The sequence below is a fragment of the Pseudomonas sp. E315 genome, assembly GCF_055406205.1.
Genome location: NZ_JBUZPJ010000022.1, coordinates 15,140 through 31,053 on the forward strand (window position 1 = coordinate 15,140; position 15,914 = coordinate 31,053).

The 15,914-nt window shown below is 53.7% G+C and carries 18 protein-coding genes and 2 tRNA genes; 8 read left to right on the forward strand and 12 right to left on the reverse strand.

All coding sequences use genetic code 11. From position 1 onward, the window contains the following. Positions 1–11: 11 nt before the first annotated feature. From flgD to ACZRJQ_RS21275, 5 genes are all read right to left on the reverse strand, one after another. Positions 12–740, reverse strand: coding sequence for a flagellar hook assembly protein FlgD (flgD, locus tag ACZRJQ_RS21255; protein WP_463980266.1), 729 nt, complete (start codon positions 738–740; stop codon positions 12–14). A 15-nt stretch (positions 741–755) separates the two neighbouring features. Next, on the reverse strand, positions 756–1,199 hold the full coding sequence (gene flgC / locus ACZRJQ_RS21260) for a flagellar basal body rod protein FlgC (protein ID WP_047276817.1): 444 nt from the start codon (positions 1,197–1,199) through the stop codon (positions 756–758). A gap of 3 nt (positions 1,200–1,202) precedes the next feature. Beyond that, entirely contained in the window at positions 1,203–1,610 is a 408-nt protein-coding gene (flgB, locus tag ACZRJQ_RS21265; RefSeq protein ID WP_463980267.1) for a flagellar basal body rod protein FlgB, read from the reverse strand. Positions 1,611–1,878: 268 nt separating this feature from the next. Beyond that, positions 1,879–2,706 carry a protein-glutamate O-methyltransferase CheR gene (gene cheR / locus ACZRJQ_RS21270; RefSeq protein ID WP_463980268.1) on the reverse strand — a complete coding sequence of 276 codons (828 nt, stop codon included), beginning with the start codon at positions 2,704–2,706 and terminating at the stop codon, positions 1,879–1,881. A 45-nt stretch (positions 2,707–2,751) separates the two neighbouring features. Further along, complete coding sequence (locus tag ACZRJQ_RS21275; RefSeq protein ID WP_463980269.1) at positions 2,752–3,684, reverse strand: chemotaxis protein CheV; 933 nt, start codon at positions 3,682–3,684, stop codon at positions 2,752–2,754. 78 nt (positions 3,685–3,762) lie between these two features. Here ACZRJQ_RS21275 and flgA point away from each other — a divergent pair, with 78 nt between their 5' ends. The 4 genes from flgA to ACZRJQ_RS21295 all read left to right on the forward strand — a co-directional run bounded on the left by flgA (position 3,763) and on the right by ACZRJQ_RS21295 (position 6,358). Continuing rightward, on the forward strand, positions 3,763–4,533 hold the full coding sequence (gene flgA, locus ACZRJQ_RS21280; RefSeq protein ID WP_463980270.1) for a flagellar basal body P-ring formation chaperone FlgA: 771 nt from the start codon (positions 3,763–3,765) through the stop codon (positions 4,531–4,533). Between the two features lie 151 nt (positions 4,534–4,684). Then, complete coding sequence (gene flgM / locus ACZRJQ_RS21285; protein ID WP_463980271.1) at positions 4,685–5,011, forward strand: flagellar biosynthesis anti-sigma factor FlgM; 327 nt, start codon at positions 4,685–4,687, stop codon at positions 5,009–5,011. A 48-nt stretch (positions 5,012–5,059) separates the two neighbouring features. After that, positions 5,060–5,527, forward strand: coding sequence for a flagella synthesis protein FlgN (locus ACZRJQ_RS21290; protein WP_463980272.1), 468 nt, complete (start codon positions 5,060–5,062; stop codon positions 5,525–5,527). A gap of 90 nt (positions 5,528–5,617) precedes the next feature. After that, entirely contained in the window at positions 5,618–6,358 is a 741-nt protein-coding gene (locus ACZRJQ_RS21295) for a flagellar brake protein (protein ID WP_463980273.1), read from the forward strand. Between the two features lie 50 nt (positions 6,359–6,408). Here ACZRJQ_RS21295 and ACZRJQ_RS21300 read toward each other — a convergent pair whose 3' ends face one another. Beyond that, the gene (locus tag ACZRJQ_RS21300; RefSeq protein WP_463980274.1) at positions 6,409–7,725 is read right to left on the reverse strand and encodes an MFS transporter; all 1,317 of its coding nucleotides are present in this window, start codon (positions 7,723–7,725) and stop codon (positions 6,409–6,411) included. A gap of 93 nt (positions 7,726–7,818) precedes the next feature. After that, complete coding sequence (locus ACZRJQ_RS21305; protein ID WP_463980282.1) at positions 7,819–9,060, reverse strand: glutamine synthetase family protein; 1,242 nt, start codon at positions 9,058–9,060, stop codon at positions 7,819–7,821. Between the two features lie 336 nt (positions 9,061–9,396). On the opposite strand from ACZRJQ_RS21305, the gene ACZRJQ_RS21310 reads away from it, so the two are divergent. Next, complete coding sequence (locus ACZRJQ_RS21310; RefSeq protein ID WP_463980275.1) at positions 9,397–10,707, forward strand: histidine-type phosphatase; 1,311 nt, start codon at positions 9,397–9,399, stop codon at positions 10,705–10,707. Positions 10,708–10,892: 185 nt separating this feature from the next. Here the strand turns inward: ACZRJQ_RS21310 and ACZRJQ_RS21315 are convergent, their stop codons facing one another. Continuing rightward, positions 10,893–11,072 carry a DUF2971 domain-containing protein gene (locus tag ACZRJQ_RS21315; protein WP_463980276.1) on the reverse strand — a complete coding sequence of 60 codons (180 nt, stop codon included), beginning with the start codon at positions 11,070–11,072 and terminating at the stop codon, positions 10,893–10,895. Positions 11,073–11,467: 395 nt separating this feature from the next. Beyond that, positions 11,468–11,544: transfer RNA gene (locus ACZRJQ_RS21320), tRNA-Arg, on the reverse strand. 509 nt (positions 11,545–12,053) lie between these two features. Between ACZRJQ_RS21320 and ACZRJQ_RS21325 the strand changes: the two genes are divergently transcribed. Both ACZRJQ_RS21325 and ACZRJQ_RS21330 read left to right on the forward strand, forming a co-directional pair. Next, a complete protein-coding gene (locus ACZRJQ_RS21325; RefSeq protein ID WP_463980277.1) occupies positions 12,054–12,284 on the forward strand; it encodes a hypothetical protein in 231 nt (76 codons plus the stop codon). 18 nt (positions 12,285–12,302) lie between these two features. Continuing rightward, the gene (locus ACZRJQ_RS21330) at positions 12,303–12,482 is read left to right on the forward strand and encodes a PA3371 family protein (RefSeq protein WP_463980278.1); all 180 of its coding nucleotides are present in this window, start codon (positions 12,303–12,305) and stop codon (positions 12,480–12,482) included. Here the strand turns inward: ACZRJQ_RS21330 and phnN are convergent. Continuing rightward, on the reverse strand, positions 12,474–13,052 hold the full coding sequence (gene phnN, locus ACZRJQ_RS21335) for a phosphonate metabolism protein/1,5-bisphosphokinase (PRPP-forming) PhnN (protein WP_463980279.1): 579 nt from the start codon (positions 13,050–13,052) through the stop codon (positions 12,474–12,476). The genes ACZRJQ_RS21330 and phnN overlap by 9 nt on opposite strands. Before the next feature lie 361 nt (positions 13,053–13,413). On the opposite strand from phnN, the gene ACZRJQ_RS21340 reads away from it, so the two are divergent. Continuing rightward, positions 13,414–13,740 carry an Arc family DNA-binding protein gene (locus ACZRJQ_RS21340; protein ID WP_463980280.1) on the forward strand — a complete coding sequence of 109 codons (327 nt, stop codon included), beginning with the start codon at positions 13,414–13,416 and terminating at the stop codon, positions 13,738–13,740. Between the two features lie 144 nt (positions 13,741–13,884). On the opposite strand, the gene mgtE is transcribed toward ACZRJQ_RS21340, so the two are convergent. Both mgtE and ACZRJQ_RS21350 read right to left on the reverse strand, forming a co-directional pair. Next, positions 13,885–15,327: a magnesium transporter gene (mgtE, locus tag ACZRJQ_RS21345; protein ID WP_463980281.1), complete on the reverse strand. Its 1,443-nt coding sequence runs from the start codon at positions 15,325–15,327 to the stop codon at positions 13,885–13,887. 471 nt (positions 15,328–15,798) lie between these two features. Beyond that, positions 15,799–15,875 (reverse strand) — tRNA-Arg (locus tag ACZRJQ_RS21350). Positions 15,876–15,914: the final 39 nt, after the last annotated feature.

Genomic DNA, 15,914 nt, shown 5'->3' on the forward strand with positions numbered 1-15,914 from the left:
TATGAGTCGGCTTAGAGGCCAATGGTCTGGACTTTGGACATGGCAATGCTGCCCAGACCTGCGAGATTGAGCATGATTTCGCCACCGGTTTTACTCAGTGTCACGCTGTTAACCGTGGCCGGCAGGTAGGTGGTAAGTGCCGTGGTTGTGGTGTCTGTTTTGCTCGATGCTGTGAACGTGTAGTTGCCTTTGGGCAACAGTTCACCGTCATCATTTTTGCCATCCCAAGTGAAGTCGGCGTTGCCCGCTTTCTGGGTGCCCATCTCGATGGTTCTGACCACTTCGCCGTCCGCATCGGTAATGGTGATGGTCGGCTTGGAGTCCGCATCGTTCACCACGACGGTGCCATTGAATGGCTTCTCGCTGGCGGGATCGACGTAGGCTTCGTTGGTTTGCACAATCACCGAGCGCCCTACCAACGACGAGGCTTGCAACGCTTGTGAGGACTGCAGTCCACCCGTGATGGCGTTTACCGAGTCATTGAGCGTGGTAATGCCTTCCAAACTGCTGAACTGCGCCAACTGGGCGACGAACGCCGTGTTGTCTTGCGGGTCCAGCGGGTTTTGGTTTTTCAACTGGGTGACCAGCAATTGCAAGAAGGCATCTTTGCCCAGCGAATTGCTGCTGCCCGCAACGGCCTTGGACGCCGCCGCCAAACTGTTGTCAGTGGTCGCAGTCTGGGCAGAGTTGGCAAGTACCTGATTAAGGGTCAGGCTGCTGGTGGAATCGGTCACACTCATTTGCGTTGCCCCTTATCACTGACCGAGGGTCAGTACCTTCTGCATCATGGTTTTGGCGGTGTTCATCATTTCGGCATTGGTCTGGAACGAACGACTGGCAGAAATCATGTCGGCCATTTCTTCAACCACGTTGACGTTGGGGTAGTAGACATAGCCCTTGGCGTCGGCAGAAGGATGGTTAGGCTCGTAACGGGCCTCAAGGTTGCTTTGATCTTCAACCACGCCGAGTACTTGGACGCCTTGGCCTGCTGCGTCCTGGTTCTGGAACAGCGAATCGCCAGTACCGTTTTGCGCGCCCTGGAACATGGTGGCGAATACCGGGTGACGTGCGCGGTAGGTCTGATCAATGCTCGAAGAGACTGTTTCGGCGTTGGCGATGTTACTGGCAACGGTGTTCAGGCGAGTGGTCTGGGCACTCATGCCGCTACCGGCAATATTGAAAACACTGGCTAGAGACATGAATTACTCTCCGCGCAGGGCTGATACCAGCCCTTTGAATTTGCTGTTGAGCAGGGTGAAGCTGGCCTGGAAGTTGACCGCATTCTCTGCGTAGTTTGATTGCTCCAATTGAGCATCCACGGTGTTCTGGTCGATTGACGGCTGCATCGGCGTGCGATACATCAGCGATTCGTCGCCATTGCTCAGGCCTTGGGCTTCGATATGGCGGCTGTTGGTCTTGTTCAAAGCAAAGGTGCCGTTCTGATTTTTGTCGTTCTGGGCAGCGAGCACAGAAGCAAAATCCAGATCCCGAGCCTTGTAGTTCGGGGTGTCGGCGTTGGCGATATTGTTCGCCAGGACTTCAGCGCGCTGGGCGCGAAAGCCAAGGGCTTGCTCATGGATACCGAGCGCTTTATCGAAGCTGATGCTCATGTCGGGAAACCTTTGTGGGCTGACCTGAGGATGTGGCTCAGGTTTTACATGGCTTGAGTAGAGCAAACCCCGTGCCAGTTTTACTGCGCCCGTATTTCAAGGCTCTGCGGGCAGACCGGCAGCTGCAATGCCAGAAAAGCGGCAATCGCTTTCCGCCGCCTGCCGCTTTTCTGCCGCTTTTGGAGTGAATGCTGTGTTTTACGCCGCCAAAAGCATAAAAAAAACGGGAGCCTTGCAGGGCTCCCGTTTGGGTATTGCTCACCATCTATTACTTGGCTTGGTAAATAATCCCGGGGCTGCACTGAACCATCTGGTAATGATCCGGCAAACCATTGAGCGCTTCCGAGGCGCCGAGAAACAAGTAACCGCCAGGCTTCAAGGTGCTGTGAATACGCAGCAGGATGTCTTTTTTCACTTCAGCAGAGAAATAGATCAGTACGTTACGGCAGAACACGATGTCGAACTTGCCCAACCCGGCGTAGCTGTCCAGCAGGTTGAAGGAGCGAAACTCAACGCGGTTCTTGATCGGCGCCTTGATCACCCAACGGCCTGGCCCTTTCGGGTCGAAGTAACGCTGCAAGCGCTCCGGCGACAGGCCGCGGCCAATGGCCAGGCTGTCGTACTCGCCGGTTTTGCAATTATTTAGCATCAACCCGGACAGATCGGTGGCGACAATTTGCACCCCCATCTTCAATTGCCCCATGTTGCTGCGCTCAAACTCATCGATAGCCATCGACAGCGAATAAGGTTCTTGCCCTGAAGAACATGCTGCCGACCAAATGCGTAAACGTTGACCCGGATTAGCCTTGATTTGCTCAGGCAGGACTTTGTTTTTCAGCACTTCAAAGGGGTAGGTATCACGAAACCACAGGGTTTCGTTGGTGGTCATTGCATCAACCACCTGCTCGCGCAGGCCACTGCGCGGCTGGCTTTGAATGCGCTGAATCAGCTCACCCAAAGACTTGATACCTTGCTGCTCCATCAGCTTGTTCAGACGGCTGGAAACAAGGTACTGCTTGTTCTCACCTAGCAAAATGCCACAGGCTTTTTCCAGGAAGACCCGGAACTGCTCAAAATCCAAATTACCCGTAGACAAATGATCCTGCCTCTTAAATCGTGTTGACCGCCAAGGGCTAAGCCCCTAGCTAAGGTCTGCTGCTTTGATCCGATCGACAACTCGGGATGCCAAGTCGTCGGGACGGAATTTTGCCAAGAAGTCATTAGCGCCAACTTTCTTGACCATTGCCTGATTGAATACCCCAGACAACGAAGTATGCAGAATGATGTGCAAATCTTTCATGCGTGGATCGCTGCGGATCTCGGCAGTGAGGGTGTAGCCGTCCATTTCCGGCATCTCGATATCCGAGATCATCATCAGAAATTCTTGCGACGGGTCTTTGCCCTCCTCCACCATTTTGCGCAGGTACTCCAGCGCTTGACGGCCATCGTTGAGCGATATCACTTCAACGCCAACCGTTTGCAGACAGCGGGCCACTTGCTTGCGGGCCACCGACGAATCGTCGACTGTCAGCACCCGCAAAGACACTGCCTTGTTTTGGGTTTCGATATCCACCACACCGTGGGAAATACTTTCCGAAGACGGCGACACCTCAGCCAAAATCTTTTCGACATCGATGATTTCGACCAGTTGATTATCCAGCCGCGTCACGGCTGTCAGGTAATGGTCACGCCCAGTCCCCTTGGGCGGCGGATGAATTTCTTCCCAGTTCATGTTGACGATACGCTCGACCGAGCGAACCAAAAAGCCCTGAGTTTTAGTGTTGTACTCGGTGATGATCACAAACGGGTTGCTCTGATCTTTCAGTGCGCCCGCGCCAGTGGCCATCGCCAGGTCGAGAATCGGGATGGTCGCACCGCGAATGCTGGCGACACCACACACGACCGGATTGGATTTTGGCATCAACGTCAGCTTGGGGCATTGCAGCACTTCCCGGACTTTGAACACGTTAATCCCATAAAGCTGTGGCCCATCCAGACGAAACAACAACAGTTCAAGGCGGTTTTGCCCGACCAGTTGAGTGCGCTGGTTAACCGAATCCATTACCCCAGCCATACTCGGCTTCCTCTGAAAAACTTTAAGTTGCGACGCACATTGCCCGCGAAACGGCACGGGCCTTGCTATTTATTCGGTATGAACGCGAAAACGACAAATTTCTGCCATAGACCGATTGTTCAGACACTGCGCCGCCATTGTCTTGGCGTCCTTGCGATTGGCTGTCTGTTCAGCGTTGGCGCACCGGCCTCGGCTGACGCTTTTACCTCTCCTGATCAGCTTATCGGCGTGACCCAAGGCTTTCTTGAATTCACTGTCGAAGACTACCTTGCCACCAGCCAAACGGAAGGGCGTTATCAGATCCAAGTCAACAACCTCGATCCACGTCTGCGTCTGGCTCATTGCGACAAGGAATTGACAGCCACCCTTGAAAGCCCAGCTCAGCCTTTAGGCCGCGTCACCGTAAGGGTACGGTGTGAGGGTAGCGCGCCTTGGACCATCTTCGTACCGGCACAGGTCAAGTTATTCCGAGATGTGGTCACTCTGACGCACCCTCTCAAGCGCGGCACCGTGATTGGTTACGACGATGTAACGCTGCGTGAGCGCGATATCAGCCTGATTAATCAAGGTTATTTGACCGCCACCGAGCTGGCAGTAGGCCAGAAGCTTGTGCGACCAGTGGTCAGTGACCAAGTGTTGACGCTCACTCATTTGGAACAAGCCGCCGCCGTGCGCAAAGGCGATCAGGTGGTTATCAACGCTCGCAGCGGCACACTAAGTGTCAAGATGCCCGGCGAAGCCTTGTCCGACGGTGGTTTGAGCGAGCAGATTCGAGTCAAGAACCTTAATTCAAAACGGGTAATCAAAGCGCGCATTACAGGCCCCGGCCAAGTTGAGGTGGCCTTGTAGGACAGTTGGCATAGACCTCTTAACTTTCCTACACTGTCGCTTGACGCAGATCAGTGCCGATTTGTATCAACCTGTGATTAAACGAGCCTAAAGTTTTTCCGGGTATGGCCGAAAACATGGCAAGCGTCCAAATACCCAGAGGTTTTTCGTTATGGTCATCGACTTCAGTCGCCTTAATAGCACTGCGCCTTTAACTGGCAGCACACGCAGCAATGCAAGCCAGGAAGCAGGCAGCGCCACGCAAGCGGCCCCTGCAAAATCGGCTGAGCAAAACAGTGTCAGCGCCCCGAGCGGGGAATCTGTACACCTGAGCAGCGAAGCTCAACAACTGAAAAAAATCAGCGACTCGTTGAGCGATCAACCCATCGTTGACAAAGGCCGCGTAGCCGAACTGAAACAAGCTATTGCCGATGGCAGTTACCAAGTCGACAGCAACCGGGTCGCCAGCAAACTGCTTAACTTGGAAGCCCAGCGCTAGGCCTCGGCCAGTGCCAGGCTTTTGGACGCTTAACCCCCAGAGCCAGCCATGCACGACACTACTTTATTGCAACTGATCAATGACGATCTTGCACCTGCTGAGCACTTGCTCGGTTTGTTGCAGGACGAAACCGTCGCCCTTCAAGGGCGCGACATGTTAGTGCTGGAGAACATTCTGGCGCGCAAACAATCGTTGATCATTTTGCTTGAGCAGCATGGCCGCAAACGCAGCGAAATACTGGCAGCCCTCGGCTTGCCAACCAATCGTAGCGGCCTTGAACAGCTCGCCAGCCACTCCAGCCTGGGCGAACAACTGCTCACCCAAAGTGAAGTGCTGAACCAACTACTCGCTCAATGCCAGGCAGCCAACGCGCTGAATGGTCAGTCGATCCAGACCCAACAGGCGATTACCGCCAATCAACTGCGCATCCTTCATGGCGGTGAAGTCCCGACGTTGTATGACGCTCGTGGTTCAACCGCGATGCTCAACAAACCTCGCGCCTTCAGCCAGGCTTGACGCTAAGCGCTCGCACTATCAAGACATGCCGCATACTGGCAAAATGCCGCCTTTGCGTGTTGTTGTAATTTGTCTGGAGATTGATGAACTGTGTCCACTGCCGAAGATGCTCCGCAGCCTCCAAAGGTATTCACCTCCGCCTTGGAAATTTCCGCCACCTTGCGGATGCTAAAAGAGAGCCATGACCCGCTGATCATCACCTTCCATGAACGCAGTCAACGCTTCCAGAGCTATTTGGTTGAAGTAGACCGCGAGAGCAATATGCTCGCCTTTGACGAAATGATCCCCCGCGATGGAGAGCGCTTTCTTGAAGCTGGCGAGCCTTTTCGTATTGAAGGCTTTCATGACGGTGTACGCATTGCCTGGGAATGCAGCACTCAACTAACCATTGAAGAAAAAGATGGCCACCGTAGCTATCACGGCGCCTTGCCGAGCGAAGTGGTGTATCACCAGCGTCGAAACGCCTTTCGCGCCGCACTCAAGTTGGCGCAACTGGTAGATGTAGAAGTAGACGGTGACAAAATCAAGTCCCCCGTCAGAGGCAAGCTGCTGGATGTGTCTGCCACAGGCTGCAAATTGCGCTTTGAGGGTGATATCAGCGAACGCCTGCAATTGGGCCAAGTCTATGAGCGCTTTGGCGCTGCCCTGCCCTTTGGCGCCATGATCACGCCTGTTGAGCTACGTTATTTGCACTTTGAAGAGCGGCTCAACATCACCTTTGCAGGCATGCGTTTTCACAACATGAGCGGTGCTGTGCAACGCCAGGTCGAACGTTTTGTGTATCAACTGCAACGTGACGCACGACGCTTCGACAAAGACGACGATTATTGACCTGTAAACGGTAGCGCAGGCCGCGATCCAATCGCAGCCTGCGCCAGTCGTTACAGAGGTTTGGTTTCAGCGTCGGTATCCACCACTTCAGGGTCGGGCTCCACACTGGCTTGCATCTGATCCTGCACCACTTGCTCATCAACCCTGGGGTCAAGCGCAGCCACCAGCGGCGAGCTGGACATGCTGTCCGGCATTGCCACGTGATGCAGCGGTGCATCGTCGACCTGATGCAAGTTGGTGACCGCATTGGGTCGAATACGCCACACCAGCACCACACTGGCCAGACTGAAAAACGCGTAAAGCATTTGACTGCCCAACACCTTCATCAACACCCCGGCCACCAGCGGCCCGATGCTGGCACCTACTCCGTAGGTCACTAACAGCATGGCCGTCAGTGAGACTCGGCGCTCTGCTTCAATGTGGTCATTGGCAAATGCCACCGCCAACGGGTAGATGCAAAACTGCAGCAAAGCACTCAGACAGCCCGCCACAAACAGCACTTCGAGCGGCACCGAAGGCAAGATTGCCAGTGGCAATGAAACCACTGCCATCATCAGCGCGAAAATACGAATCAGCAGCGGACGGTCATACCGATCCGACAGCCAGCCCAGCGGCCACTGTGCCAGCAAGCCAGCGAAAATGCAGCAGCCCATGTACAAACCAACCAGCTCCGTCGAAAGCCCTTGCTGAGAGGCATAAAGCGGCGCCAAGCCATAAAACGAGCCCACCAACAAGCCTGCTCCCAGCACTGCCACCAGCGATTGCGGGACGCGCTTGATAAAAAACTTTGGATCCATCGGTGCAGGGCGCAAAGGCGCCGGGTGAATACGCCGAGTCATGGCCACTGGCACCAGACACAAGGCAAAACACAACGCCACCAGCATCAGCAACTCTGGGCCGAGTGCAGGGTGAATGACCAAAATCAGTTGACCCAGCACCAGCCCCAAGTACGAAGCAATCATGTACAGGCTGAACACCACACCACGCTGTTTGGCATCTGCCTGCTCATTGAGCCAACTTTCGATGACCATGTACTGGCACATCATCCCCAAGCCGACAATCAATCGCAGCAGCAACCACGCGGGCAACCAGTCAGTTAGACCATGACACAGCACCGCCGCGCCGACGATACCCGCACAAGTGGCATAAGCCCGAATGTGCCCGACTCTGGCAATCAGTCGGTGGCCAATTTTGCCGCCCAGCACCAGGCCAAAATAGTTGGCGGCCATCAAGGCACCAATCCACAGGCCATCGACATTGTCGGCCGCCAAACGCAGGGCAAGGTAGGTACTCAAAAGGCCTGAGCCGATCAACATCATCAGCGAGGCGAAATACAAGGCTCGAAAAGACTTCCAGATTTGGCGCATTGGCTTCCCGTGCGGCTCCTCGTGCAGACAGTCGGGCACATACCCGACCGTCACAGGTTCAAACGCTCAGCCAATAGACCGAGGTCGAAACGATTAAGCCTGAGCCGCCAACACTCGACGTTCCCAGGGCGTTATTTCGTCATAGAAACTGGTGAGTTCCAGGGTCTTGGACGCAATGTAACCTTCGATGAACTCCTTGCCGAACAGTTCCATTGCCAAGTGACTGCGTTTTAGACGCTCAAGGGCGGCATGTAAGGTACAAGGCAATGACAACGCTTCTGGCACTTGGAATTCACCTTGAATCGCAGCAGTAGGTTCCAACTGATGCTCGATGCCATGCAAACCTGCTGCCAGGCTGGCAGCAATAGCCAGATACGGGTTGGCATCGGCACCTGGCAGGCGGTTTTCGACACGTCGCGCCACTGGCGAACTGGCCGGGATGCGCAAGCCTGCAGCCCGGTTATCGTGCGACCAACAGGCATTGTTCGGCGAAGCATACGGATGGCACAGACGCTGAAAGGAGTTCACGTTAGGCGCAAACAGGGCCGTAAAGTCGGCCATGCCTGCCTGCTGCCCGCCGATAAAGTGACGGAACGTAGCGGTTGGCTGCCCCGCCTCGTCGCTGAACACGTTGCGGCCCGTGCCCAGCTCAACCACGCTTTGGTGGATGTGCATCGAGCTACCTGCCGTGTGCGCCAACGGTTTGGCCATGCACACGACTGTCAAGCCATGTTTAAGGGCCACTTCTTTAAGTAGGTGTTTAAACAAGAAGGCCTGGTCGGCCAGCAGCAACGGATCACCATGCAGCAGGTTGATCTCAAATTGGCTGACGCCCATTTCGTGCATAAAGGTGTCACGCGGCAGGCCTAACGCGGCCATGCAGGCATACACCTCACTAAAGAATGGTCGCAGCCCGTTGTTGGAGCTGATGCTGAACGCCGAGAAGCCATCTTCACGACGACCGTCCACACCTACGGGCGGTCGAAACGGCTGAGTAGGATCGGTATTGGGCGCAAACACAAAAAACTCAAGCTCAGTCGCTACCACCGGCGCGAGCCCATGAGCGGCGTAACGAGCAATCACTGTTTTGAGTTGGCCACGTGTCGACAAACGAGAGCTTTGACCCGCCAACTCATCGGCATCGCAAATAGCCAGCGCCCGTGGCGCTTCACTCCAGGGCAGGCGATGAATATGGGCAGGGTCTGGCACCAACGCTAAATCGCCATCATCACTGCCGTAGAAACGCGACTCCGGGTAACCGCCCATGATGCATTGCAGCAATACACCCCGCGCCATCTGCAACCGACGACCCTCTAAAAAACCCTCGGCGGTCATCACTTTGCCGCGCGGCACGCCATTCAAATCGGGCGTCACACATTCAATTTCATCAATACCGGCTAGTCGCTGTACGAGTGAGCCCTGGCCATCGGTCGTCATGACGCGTTCCTTGTTGTTTTATGCGAGCCGCGAACGGCGACCCGTACAAAATACGCACCACCCGTTCGCGATTTCAAGCACCGGCAAAGTAATAGAGATTCAAACCTCATTAATCTGCATGCGCCCGCATTGAAAAACCAAAACTGTCAAATTCAGCAACTAGACTCTGCGCAAATTCTGTCTGGCAAGCACACGCACGATGTTGCTTTGCACATTGTCATTTAAGGAAGAACGATGAAGCGATCTGTGGTCACCCTCCCCCACCTCCTTACCAGCCTGCTGCTGGCCTGCGCGCTCAGCCCGACGGCTTTTGCACAAAACCCGAGCAGCGATGGCTACGTGCTGGATAAAGTCGTTCAGGTCAGTCGTCACGGGGTTCGCCCACCGACTGCCTCCAATGAAAAACTGCTGACAGCCGTGACCAAACGCCAATGGCCTGTTTGGCTGGTCCCTTTCGGCAACCTGACAGGTCACGGCTATACGGGCGCAGTTGAGATGGCACGGTATCGCGGGCAAGTGCTGCGCAACGCAGGTCTGATCACACAGAGGTGCCCGGACACCAACCAATTGCTGGTACACGCCAGCCCTTTACAACGCACCAAGGCCACTGCCCAAGCCTTACTCGACGGCATGTTCCCCGGCTGCGGCTTTCAACCCACCTATGTAAAAGGCAAACAGGATGCTCTGTTTCAGGCCAATGAGATGAGCTTTGCGGCCCTTGATCCAGAAAAAGCCAAGACACAGATTCTCAAAGCCTTGGGTGGCAGTGTTGAAGCAGCTCAAGCACGCTACAAGCCCTTTGAAGAAAAGCTAAAGGAAGTCGCTTGCTTGCCCGGTGCCGACTGCCCTTACGGCACACAACCCTGGAAATTGGAGCAAAACGAAAAGGGCCGCTTTTCAATCAAAGGCTTGAGCGCGGGCGCCAACATGGGCGAAGTGTTCCGCCTTGAATACAGCCAAGGCTTACCACTCAATAAAGTGGCGTTTGGCAATGCTCGCAGCGCCGCGGAAGTCTCTAGCCTGATGGTGCTGACCAAGGCCAAGTATGACTTCCTTAACGACATTCCTTACATTGCCAGCCGCGGCGCGTCCGAGCTGATGAACCAAATATCTCTGGAACTCAAACAAGGCACCCCACTGGCAAACAAAGAGGCGCAAAGCACCCCGCCAGACGTTCCGCTGATGCTGCTGGTGGCCCACGACACCAACATTTCCTACCTGCGCACCATGCTCGGTTTTGGCTGGAAACTGGGTGACTACATCGAGAACAACATTCCGCCGGTTGGTACATTGCAGTTTGAGCGCTACAAGGAAGTCAAAACGGGCGAATACTTTCTGCGCATCGCTTTTGAGGCCCAGTCGATGGATCAAATTCGCAACTTGACTCAACTAACCGACGCAGAACAGCCCCTCAAGGCCGATTTTGAAAGCGCCAAAGACTGCCGTAAAACCAGCGTGGGCCTGCTCTGCCCACTCAAAGGCGCGCTGGTTAAAGTTGATCAGAACATCGACCCAACAGCGTTAACGCCTTACACCTTCCAATAATCTGCGGCGCTGTACTGCGGTGGGGCTTAGCGCTCCACCGTTTAAGCCTGGCGATACTTTTTCACACTGTATTCAAACGACTTCTGACTACAGGGCTCATCACAATCGGTTCAAATCAGCATGATCAATCAAACATCAGCCCGTTTATTTCATCACTGGTATGTTTATTAACATCAAACTCAGCATTAAAAGAGTGCAAGCCTGTATTTAATAAGCGCCGAGAATCTGCCCGTCATCACCTCATGGCCGTAAATACATTTTTCGAGGCGGAAACCATTTGATTCGCAAAATTTTTTCACTGCATGAAAATCGAATCCTAAGCAGTAACCGCTACTGCTTGGGCAATTACCACGCCACTGACTCAAAAAATCAGGAGTTTCACTGAGTCAAGCTACGTAAAGGTCGTCAGTTGATAACGACTCCAAGCGAGTACGAAGCTCCCACCCGAAGACCTCAAAGATAGCCGCTATCATACAAATTACTTGCTATGCGCTTAGCGAAATCGAGAGCGTGGGGAAACGCTGCCGAGTTGTATAAAAGTGAGTCTGAGTAACCCGCATTTTTTGACCGCCGAGAAGGCCAATCAAACCACCTTGTTTCGTGTATTGGTAAAGCGTATCCATACCTTCCCTGATATGTATTGCGAAAAAGCCCCACCAGGAAAACCTGAGCGGGGCTCATTCTTTTGCGTCTTGCTGTCATCCTGCCGTCACAGAAGAGTCAGTCATAACGCTGAATAGGCTGGAAGCCTTAAAAAATATGGTGTCCCAGGCGGGGTTCGAACCTGCAGCCTTCCCCTTAGGAGGGGGATGCTCTATCCAATTGAGCTACTGAGACAAAAACGGTACATCGATCGTTAGCGTTTCACGCAAACGACGGCGTGCATGTTAACGGCCATGCCTGAGTTTGTCATGTCGTCCTTAGGCTTTTTAGCTGTCAGTTGTTGCTAGCAAGCCAGCGCAGCAAAGACGTCTCTCAGCGCCTCAACTCGCTCTCACACACATTTATGTCAGTGGCGAAAGCAGCCCCACTAGAGTCAATGCTGTTTGCTCACGGCCATTGAACTCATGCAGCCACCACGCGTTATCGTTGACGTCCTTCACGACCAAGCTCGCTACAGCAGGTTCTGCTGGCTTAAGTGATCAGCATTGAACTCACGAGACCTGCTAGTTTCTTGCATCGTGCAATTTGCACTAGCCCAAAAAGCCATCATTGCAATTTGCAACTCCATCACGCCTTAAATTGTGAGCAAGAGCCTGTTTTATAAGGCTTTTATCGGTATCCTGCGTTGGCACGAAGGGTGCACCACTAACCGTATTCCGTACAGGCCTTCAGAGATGACCGCCATGAACAGCACACTGTTACTGTTAAATGCCCTCGCGCTGGCCGTTTTGGTCATTTTCCATTTTCAACCTGAGCACGCTGCCACCGAGCAAAATGCTGAAATAGCTGACACCCACCAACCGCTAAAACAGCTGCCACAATTAGCCGTTATGACGCACGCCAATAATGTTGTGTCCCACCTGACTGCCGAGCATGCAAGTGACGCTGTTCAAAGCGAACGCTGGGTCTTTTGAAGAGAGTTTTAGAAATTCATGTCCAAACTAGCGTTGGTTTTTTTGATGTTGGCCCTACTGAGTCTGGTCACCGATGTGTTCAACACCGGCGGCGAATTCGGCAACCTGCCCTTGATAGCGGCGGCCCTGTTTTTTAGCTGCTGGCTGGTGGCATTGTTCATCGGCCGCCGGATCAAATTTGACCCGCAGTTACGCTGAGTCCGGGAGCGCATTGGCTTCATCTACCAGCGCTAACAATCTTTGAACACCCACCTCTAATGCCGCTGAGTTATCCAAAACGTGTACGTGCTGCGCTTCAAGCGCGCTTACCGAACTGATAAACAAGTCATTGCGTTTTAGCCGAGCACTGATGTCTTCAAGCGTCTCACGCCCCCTTGCCAATAAGCGTTGGCGCAGAACGGCCGTATCAACCCGCAACATAATTGCCAGCAAAGCCGGATAGCGCTTGCGGGCTTGATCCAGATAACCCCTGGATCCGTTAACCAGCACATGACGCCCTGCGTTGAGCCAATTATCGAGCTGCACCGGGATGCCGTAATCCAGCCCATTAGCCTGCCAACTCAAAGCAAAGGCACCCTCTTCGTTGAGCGAATCAAAGCGCTCGCGGGACACACTCAGGGCGTCCTCTCCGACCGCTTCGGCAGAGCGCGTAATCACGCGCCTGACAACCTCACACCCACGAGCCTGCAACTGTTCACGTGCGGCATCAATCAGGCTGTCCTTGCCTGAGCCCGAAGGCCCCATCAAGTAGATCAATTTGCCGGGCATGCTCAAAACCTCAAAGGACGTGGCCATCTGCGACACAACATTTATTTCAATATAACCAGGGTCAAAATTACGATTTTCTAGCGTCTAACTGAGGTTAAAAACGGCTCCATATGAGCTTTCAGATGAACGGCCAACCTGCAAACTATCCAAACCAATACACAATTCTGATAATCACTACTGGCATAAAGCCTTTATCCGGTTCAATATTTGTCACAGAATTGACGCCAAGGAAGTGGCAGATTTGAGGCATGATGCGGGCCTCCTAGCAATTCAGGTTGAACATTTGGCCAGAAGGACGGTCTTAAAAGACATCCTGCGGCCAATTCCGAGAACCGCTCCCCTGAACTTACCGGTTAACTATATGCGCCCATTGAAACAGGCAATTTATTCGAGCCGCACGGCTGACAAATTCGTCGTACGTCTGCCAGACGGAATGCGCGAGCGCATCGCTGAAGTGGCTCGCAACCATCACCGCAGCATGAACTCAGAAATCATCGCTCGCCTTGAACAAAGCCTTATTCAGGAAGGCGCACTGGGTGACGAACTCAGCATGCGCCTGGACAGCCCTGAGCTTTCGCTGCATGAACGTGAGCTGCTGCAACGCTTCCGTCAACTGTCGCATCGCCAACAAAACGCTTTGGTTTCACTGATTGCACACGACACTGAAATGGCTGCTGACGCATCCTGATCCAAACCAAATACTAAAAAGCCAGCACTGCGCTGGCTTTTTTTATGGGTCGCATTCGGGCCAAAAACCAAAACACCCTCATTGCTCCAGATACAAAAACGGCCTGATCAGGGCAATATCCAGATCAAGCCGTTGCGGTGTTAGTCAGAGCAGGAAAATCGTTGCCAGCCCCAAGAAGATAAAGAACCCACCACTGTCAGTCATCGCCGTGATCATCACGCTCGCCCCCATCGCCGGATCGCGACCCAATCGGGCGAGTGTCATGGGGATCAGCACCCCCATCAACGCCGCTAACAGCAGGTTAAGCGTCATGGCTGCCGTCATCACCACGCCCAGTGACCAACTGCCATACAGCAGATACGCCACTACGCCGATCACACCGCCCCACACAAGGCCGTTGATCAAGCCGACGGCTAATTCTTTACGCATCAAACGCGAGGTGCTGCCTGTATTAACCTGATCAAGCGCCATCGCTCGCACAATCATGGTAATGGTCTGGTTGCCGGAGTTACCGCCAATACCCGCAACAATTGGCATCAGAGCCGCCAGTGCCACCAACTTTTCAATCGAGCCTTCAAACAGGCCGATTACACGTGAAGCAATGAATGCTGTAATCAAGTTAACGGCCAACCAGGCCCAACGGTTACGCAGGGACTTCCAGACCGAGGCAAAAATGTCTTCCTCTTCACGCAGACCAGCCATGTTGAGGACTTCGTTTTCGCTCTCTTCACGAATCAGGTCGACCATTTCGTCGATGGTCAAACGGCCAATCAGCTTACCGTTTTTGTCGACCACGGGCGCCGAGATCAAGTCGTAGCGCTCAAACGCTTGCGCCGCATCGTAGGCGTCTTCGTCCGGATGAAAACTCACCGGGTCACTGGCCATCACTTCGGACACTTGTTTTTCTGGGTCGTTAACCAGCAAACGTTTGATTGGCAACACGCCTTTGAGCGCGCCATCGTAATCAACCACAAACAGCTTGTCAGTGTGCCCCGGCAGTTCTTTGAGACGACGCAGGTAACGCAAGACAACTTCAAGGCTCACATCCTCACGGATCGTGACCATCTCAAAGTCCATCAAGGCACCGACTTGGTCCTCGTTATAGGACAGTGCGGAGCGAACGCGCTCACGCTGCTGACCATCAAGGGTCTCCATCAGCTCATGGATGACGTCTCGCGGCAGCTCAGGGGCCAAGTCAGCGAGTTCGTCGGCATCCATCTCCTTGGCTGCTGCCAGGAGCTCCTGATCATCCATATCGGCGATCAGGGTTTCACGAACCGAATCAGAAACTTCGAGCAGGATATCGCCGTCACGATCAGCCTTGACCAACTGCCAGACCGTAAGACGGTCGTCCAGTGGCAATGCTTCAAGGATGTAGGCAACGTCTGCGGAGTGCAGGTCTTCCAGCTTGCGCTGGAGTTCAACAAGATTTTGGCGATGGACCAGGTTTTCAACCCGGTCATGGTGATGGCCTTCTTGACGATGAGTCAGGTCTTCAACCACACGCTGGCGGTTAAGCAGCTCAATCACTTGAGCGAGGCGGCTTTGCAGGCTTTCTTGTGTTTTCTTTACTTCAACTTCGGTCATAGGCGAACTCCACTCCCAGCAGCAGAGCACGCCGGAAGGATCAATCAGTCAATTCATGATTGGAAAAACGAGAGGCTGAGTTACTACTGGGTAAGTCCATGGAGGTATTCCACAAGCCCCGGCGGGGCTGACGGGCGCAATCATACACGGCTTAAAAATTAATGACGCTAAAAATCTTGAGGATTACAAACCCTTGCGCCAAAGGCTCGCACTTTGTTCAAGCACTGCTTGTGCGACGCCGAACGAGCAGTAGAAAACACACGCGCCGCGAAAACTTTCTGCACGCTGCATGCTCCTAAGCAGACACCAGCCTGCGCAGTTAATTCCTGCAGAGGGGCTACTCGGTTTTTTTGCAGGGAGTAAAAGAATATGAGCCTGTTCTCTCAGAAAACATGTCGGGAGTTGCACCCGGCAAATAACTCAAATCGCAGATAGCAAAAAGCCCGCAATAAATGCGGGCTTTTTGGTGTTTGGTGCACTCGACAGGATTCGAACCTGTGACCGCTCGGTTCGTAGCCGAGTACTCTATCCAGCTGAGCTACGAGTGCAAGTTGTGTTTGTTAGACCAGACCACCGCTGGTTGAAGC

Coding starts and splice junctions, on each gene's coding strand:
- flgD (WP_463980266.1), bottom strand. CDS start 740: ATGAGTGTGACCGATTCCACCAGCAGCCTGACCCTTAATCAGGTACTT.
- flgC (WP_047276817.1), bottom strand. CDS start 1,199: ATGTCTCTAGCCAGTGTTTTCAATATTGCCGGTAGCGGCATGAGTGCC.
- flgB (WP_463980267.1), bottom strand. CDS start 1,610: ATGAGCATCAGCTTCGATAAAGCGCTCGGTATCCATGAGCAAGCCCTT.
- ACZRJQ_RS21275 (WP_463980269.1), bottom strand. CDS start 3,684: ATGGCTGGGGTAATGGATTCGGTTAACCAGCGCACTCAACTGGTCGGG.
- flgA (WP_463980270.1), top strand. CDS start 3,763: ATGAACGCGAAAACGACAAATTTCTGCCATAGACCGATTGTTCAGACA.
- flgM (WP_463980271.1), top strand. CDS start 4,685: ATGGTCATCGACTTCAGTCGCCTTAATAGCACTGCGCCTTTAACTGGC.
- ACZRJQ_RS21290 (WP_463980272.1), top strand. CDS start 5,060: ATGCACGACACTACTTTATTGCAACTGATCAATGACGATCTTGCACCT.
- ACZRJQ_RS21300 (WP_463980274.1), bottom strand. CDS start 7,725: ATGCGCCAAATCTGGAAGTCTTTTCGAGCCTTGTATTTCGCCTCGCTG.
- ACZRJQ_RS21305 (WP_463980282.1), bottom strand. CDS start 9,060: ATGACCGCCGAGGGTTTTTTAGAGGGTCGTCGGTTGCAGATGGCGCGG.
- ACZRJQ_RS21310 (WP_463980275.1), top strand. CDS start 9,397: ATGAAGCGATCTGTGGTCACCCTCCCCCACCTCCTTACCAGCCTGCTG.
- ACZRJQ_RS21325 (WP_463980277.1), top strand. CDS start 12,054: ATGAACAGCACACTGTTACTGTTAAATGCCCTCGCGCTGGCCGTTTTG.
- ACZRJQ_RS21330 (WP_463980278.1), top strand. CDS start 12,303: ATGTCCAAACTAGCGTTGGTTTTTTTGATGTTGGCCCTACTGAGTCTG.
- phnN (WP_463980279.1), bottom strand. CDS start 13,052: ATGCCCGGCAAATTGATCTACTTGATGGGGCCTTCGGGCTCAGGCAAG.
- ACZRJQ_RS21340 (WP_463980280.1), top strand. CDS start 13,414: ATGCGCCCATTGAAACAGGCAATTTATTCGAGCCGCACGGCTGACAAA.
- mgtE (WP_463980281.1), bottom strand. CDS start 15,327: ATGACCGAAGTTGAAGTAAAGAAAACACAAGAAAGCCTGCAAAGCCGC.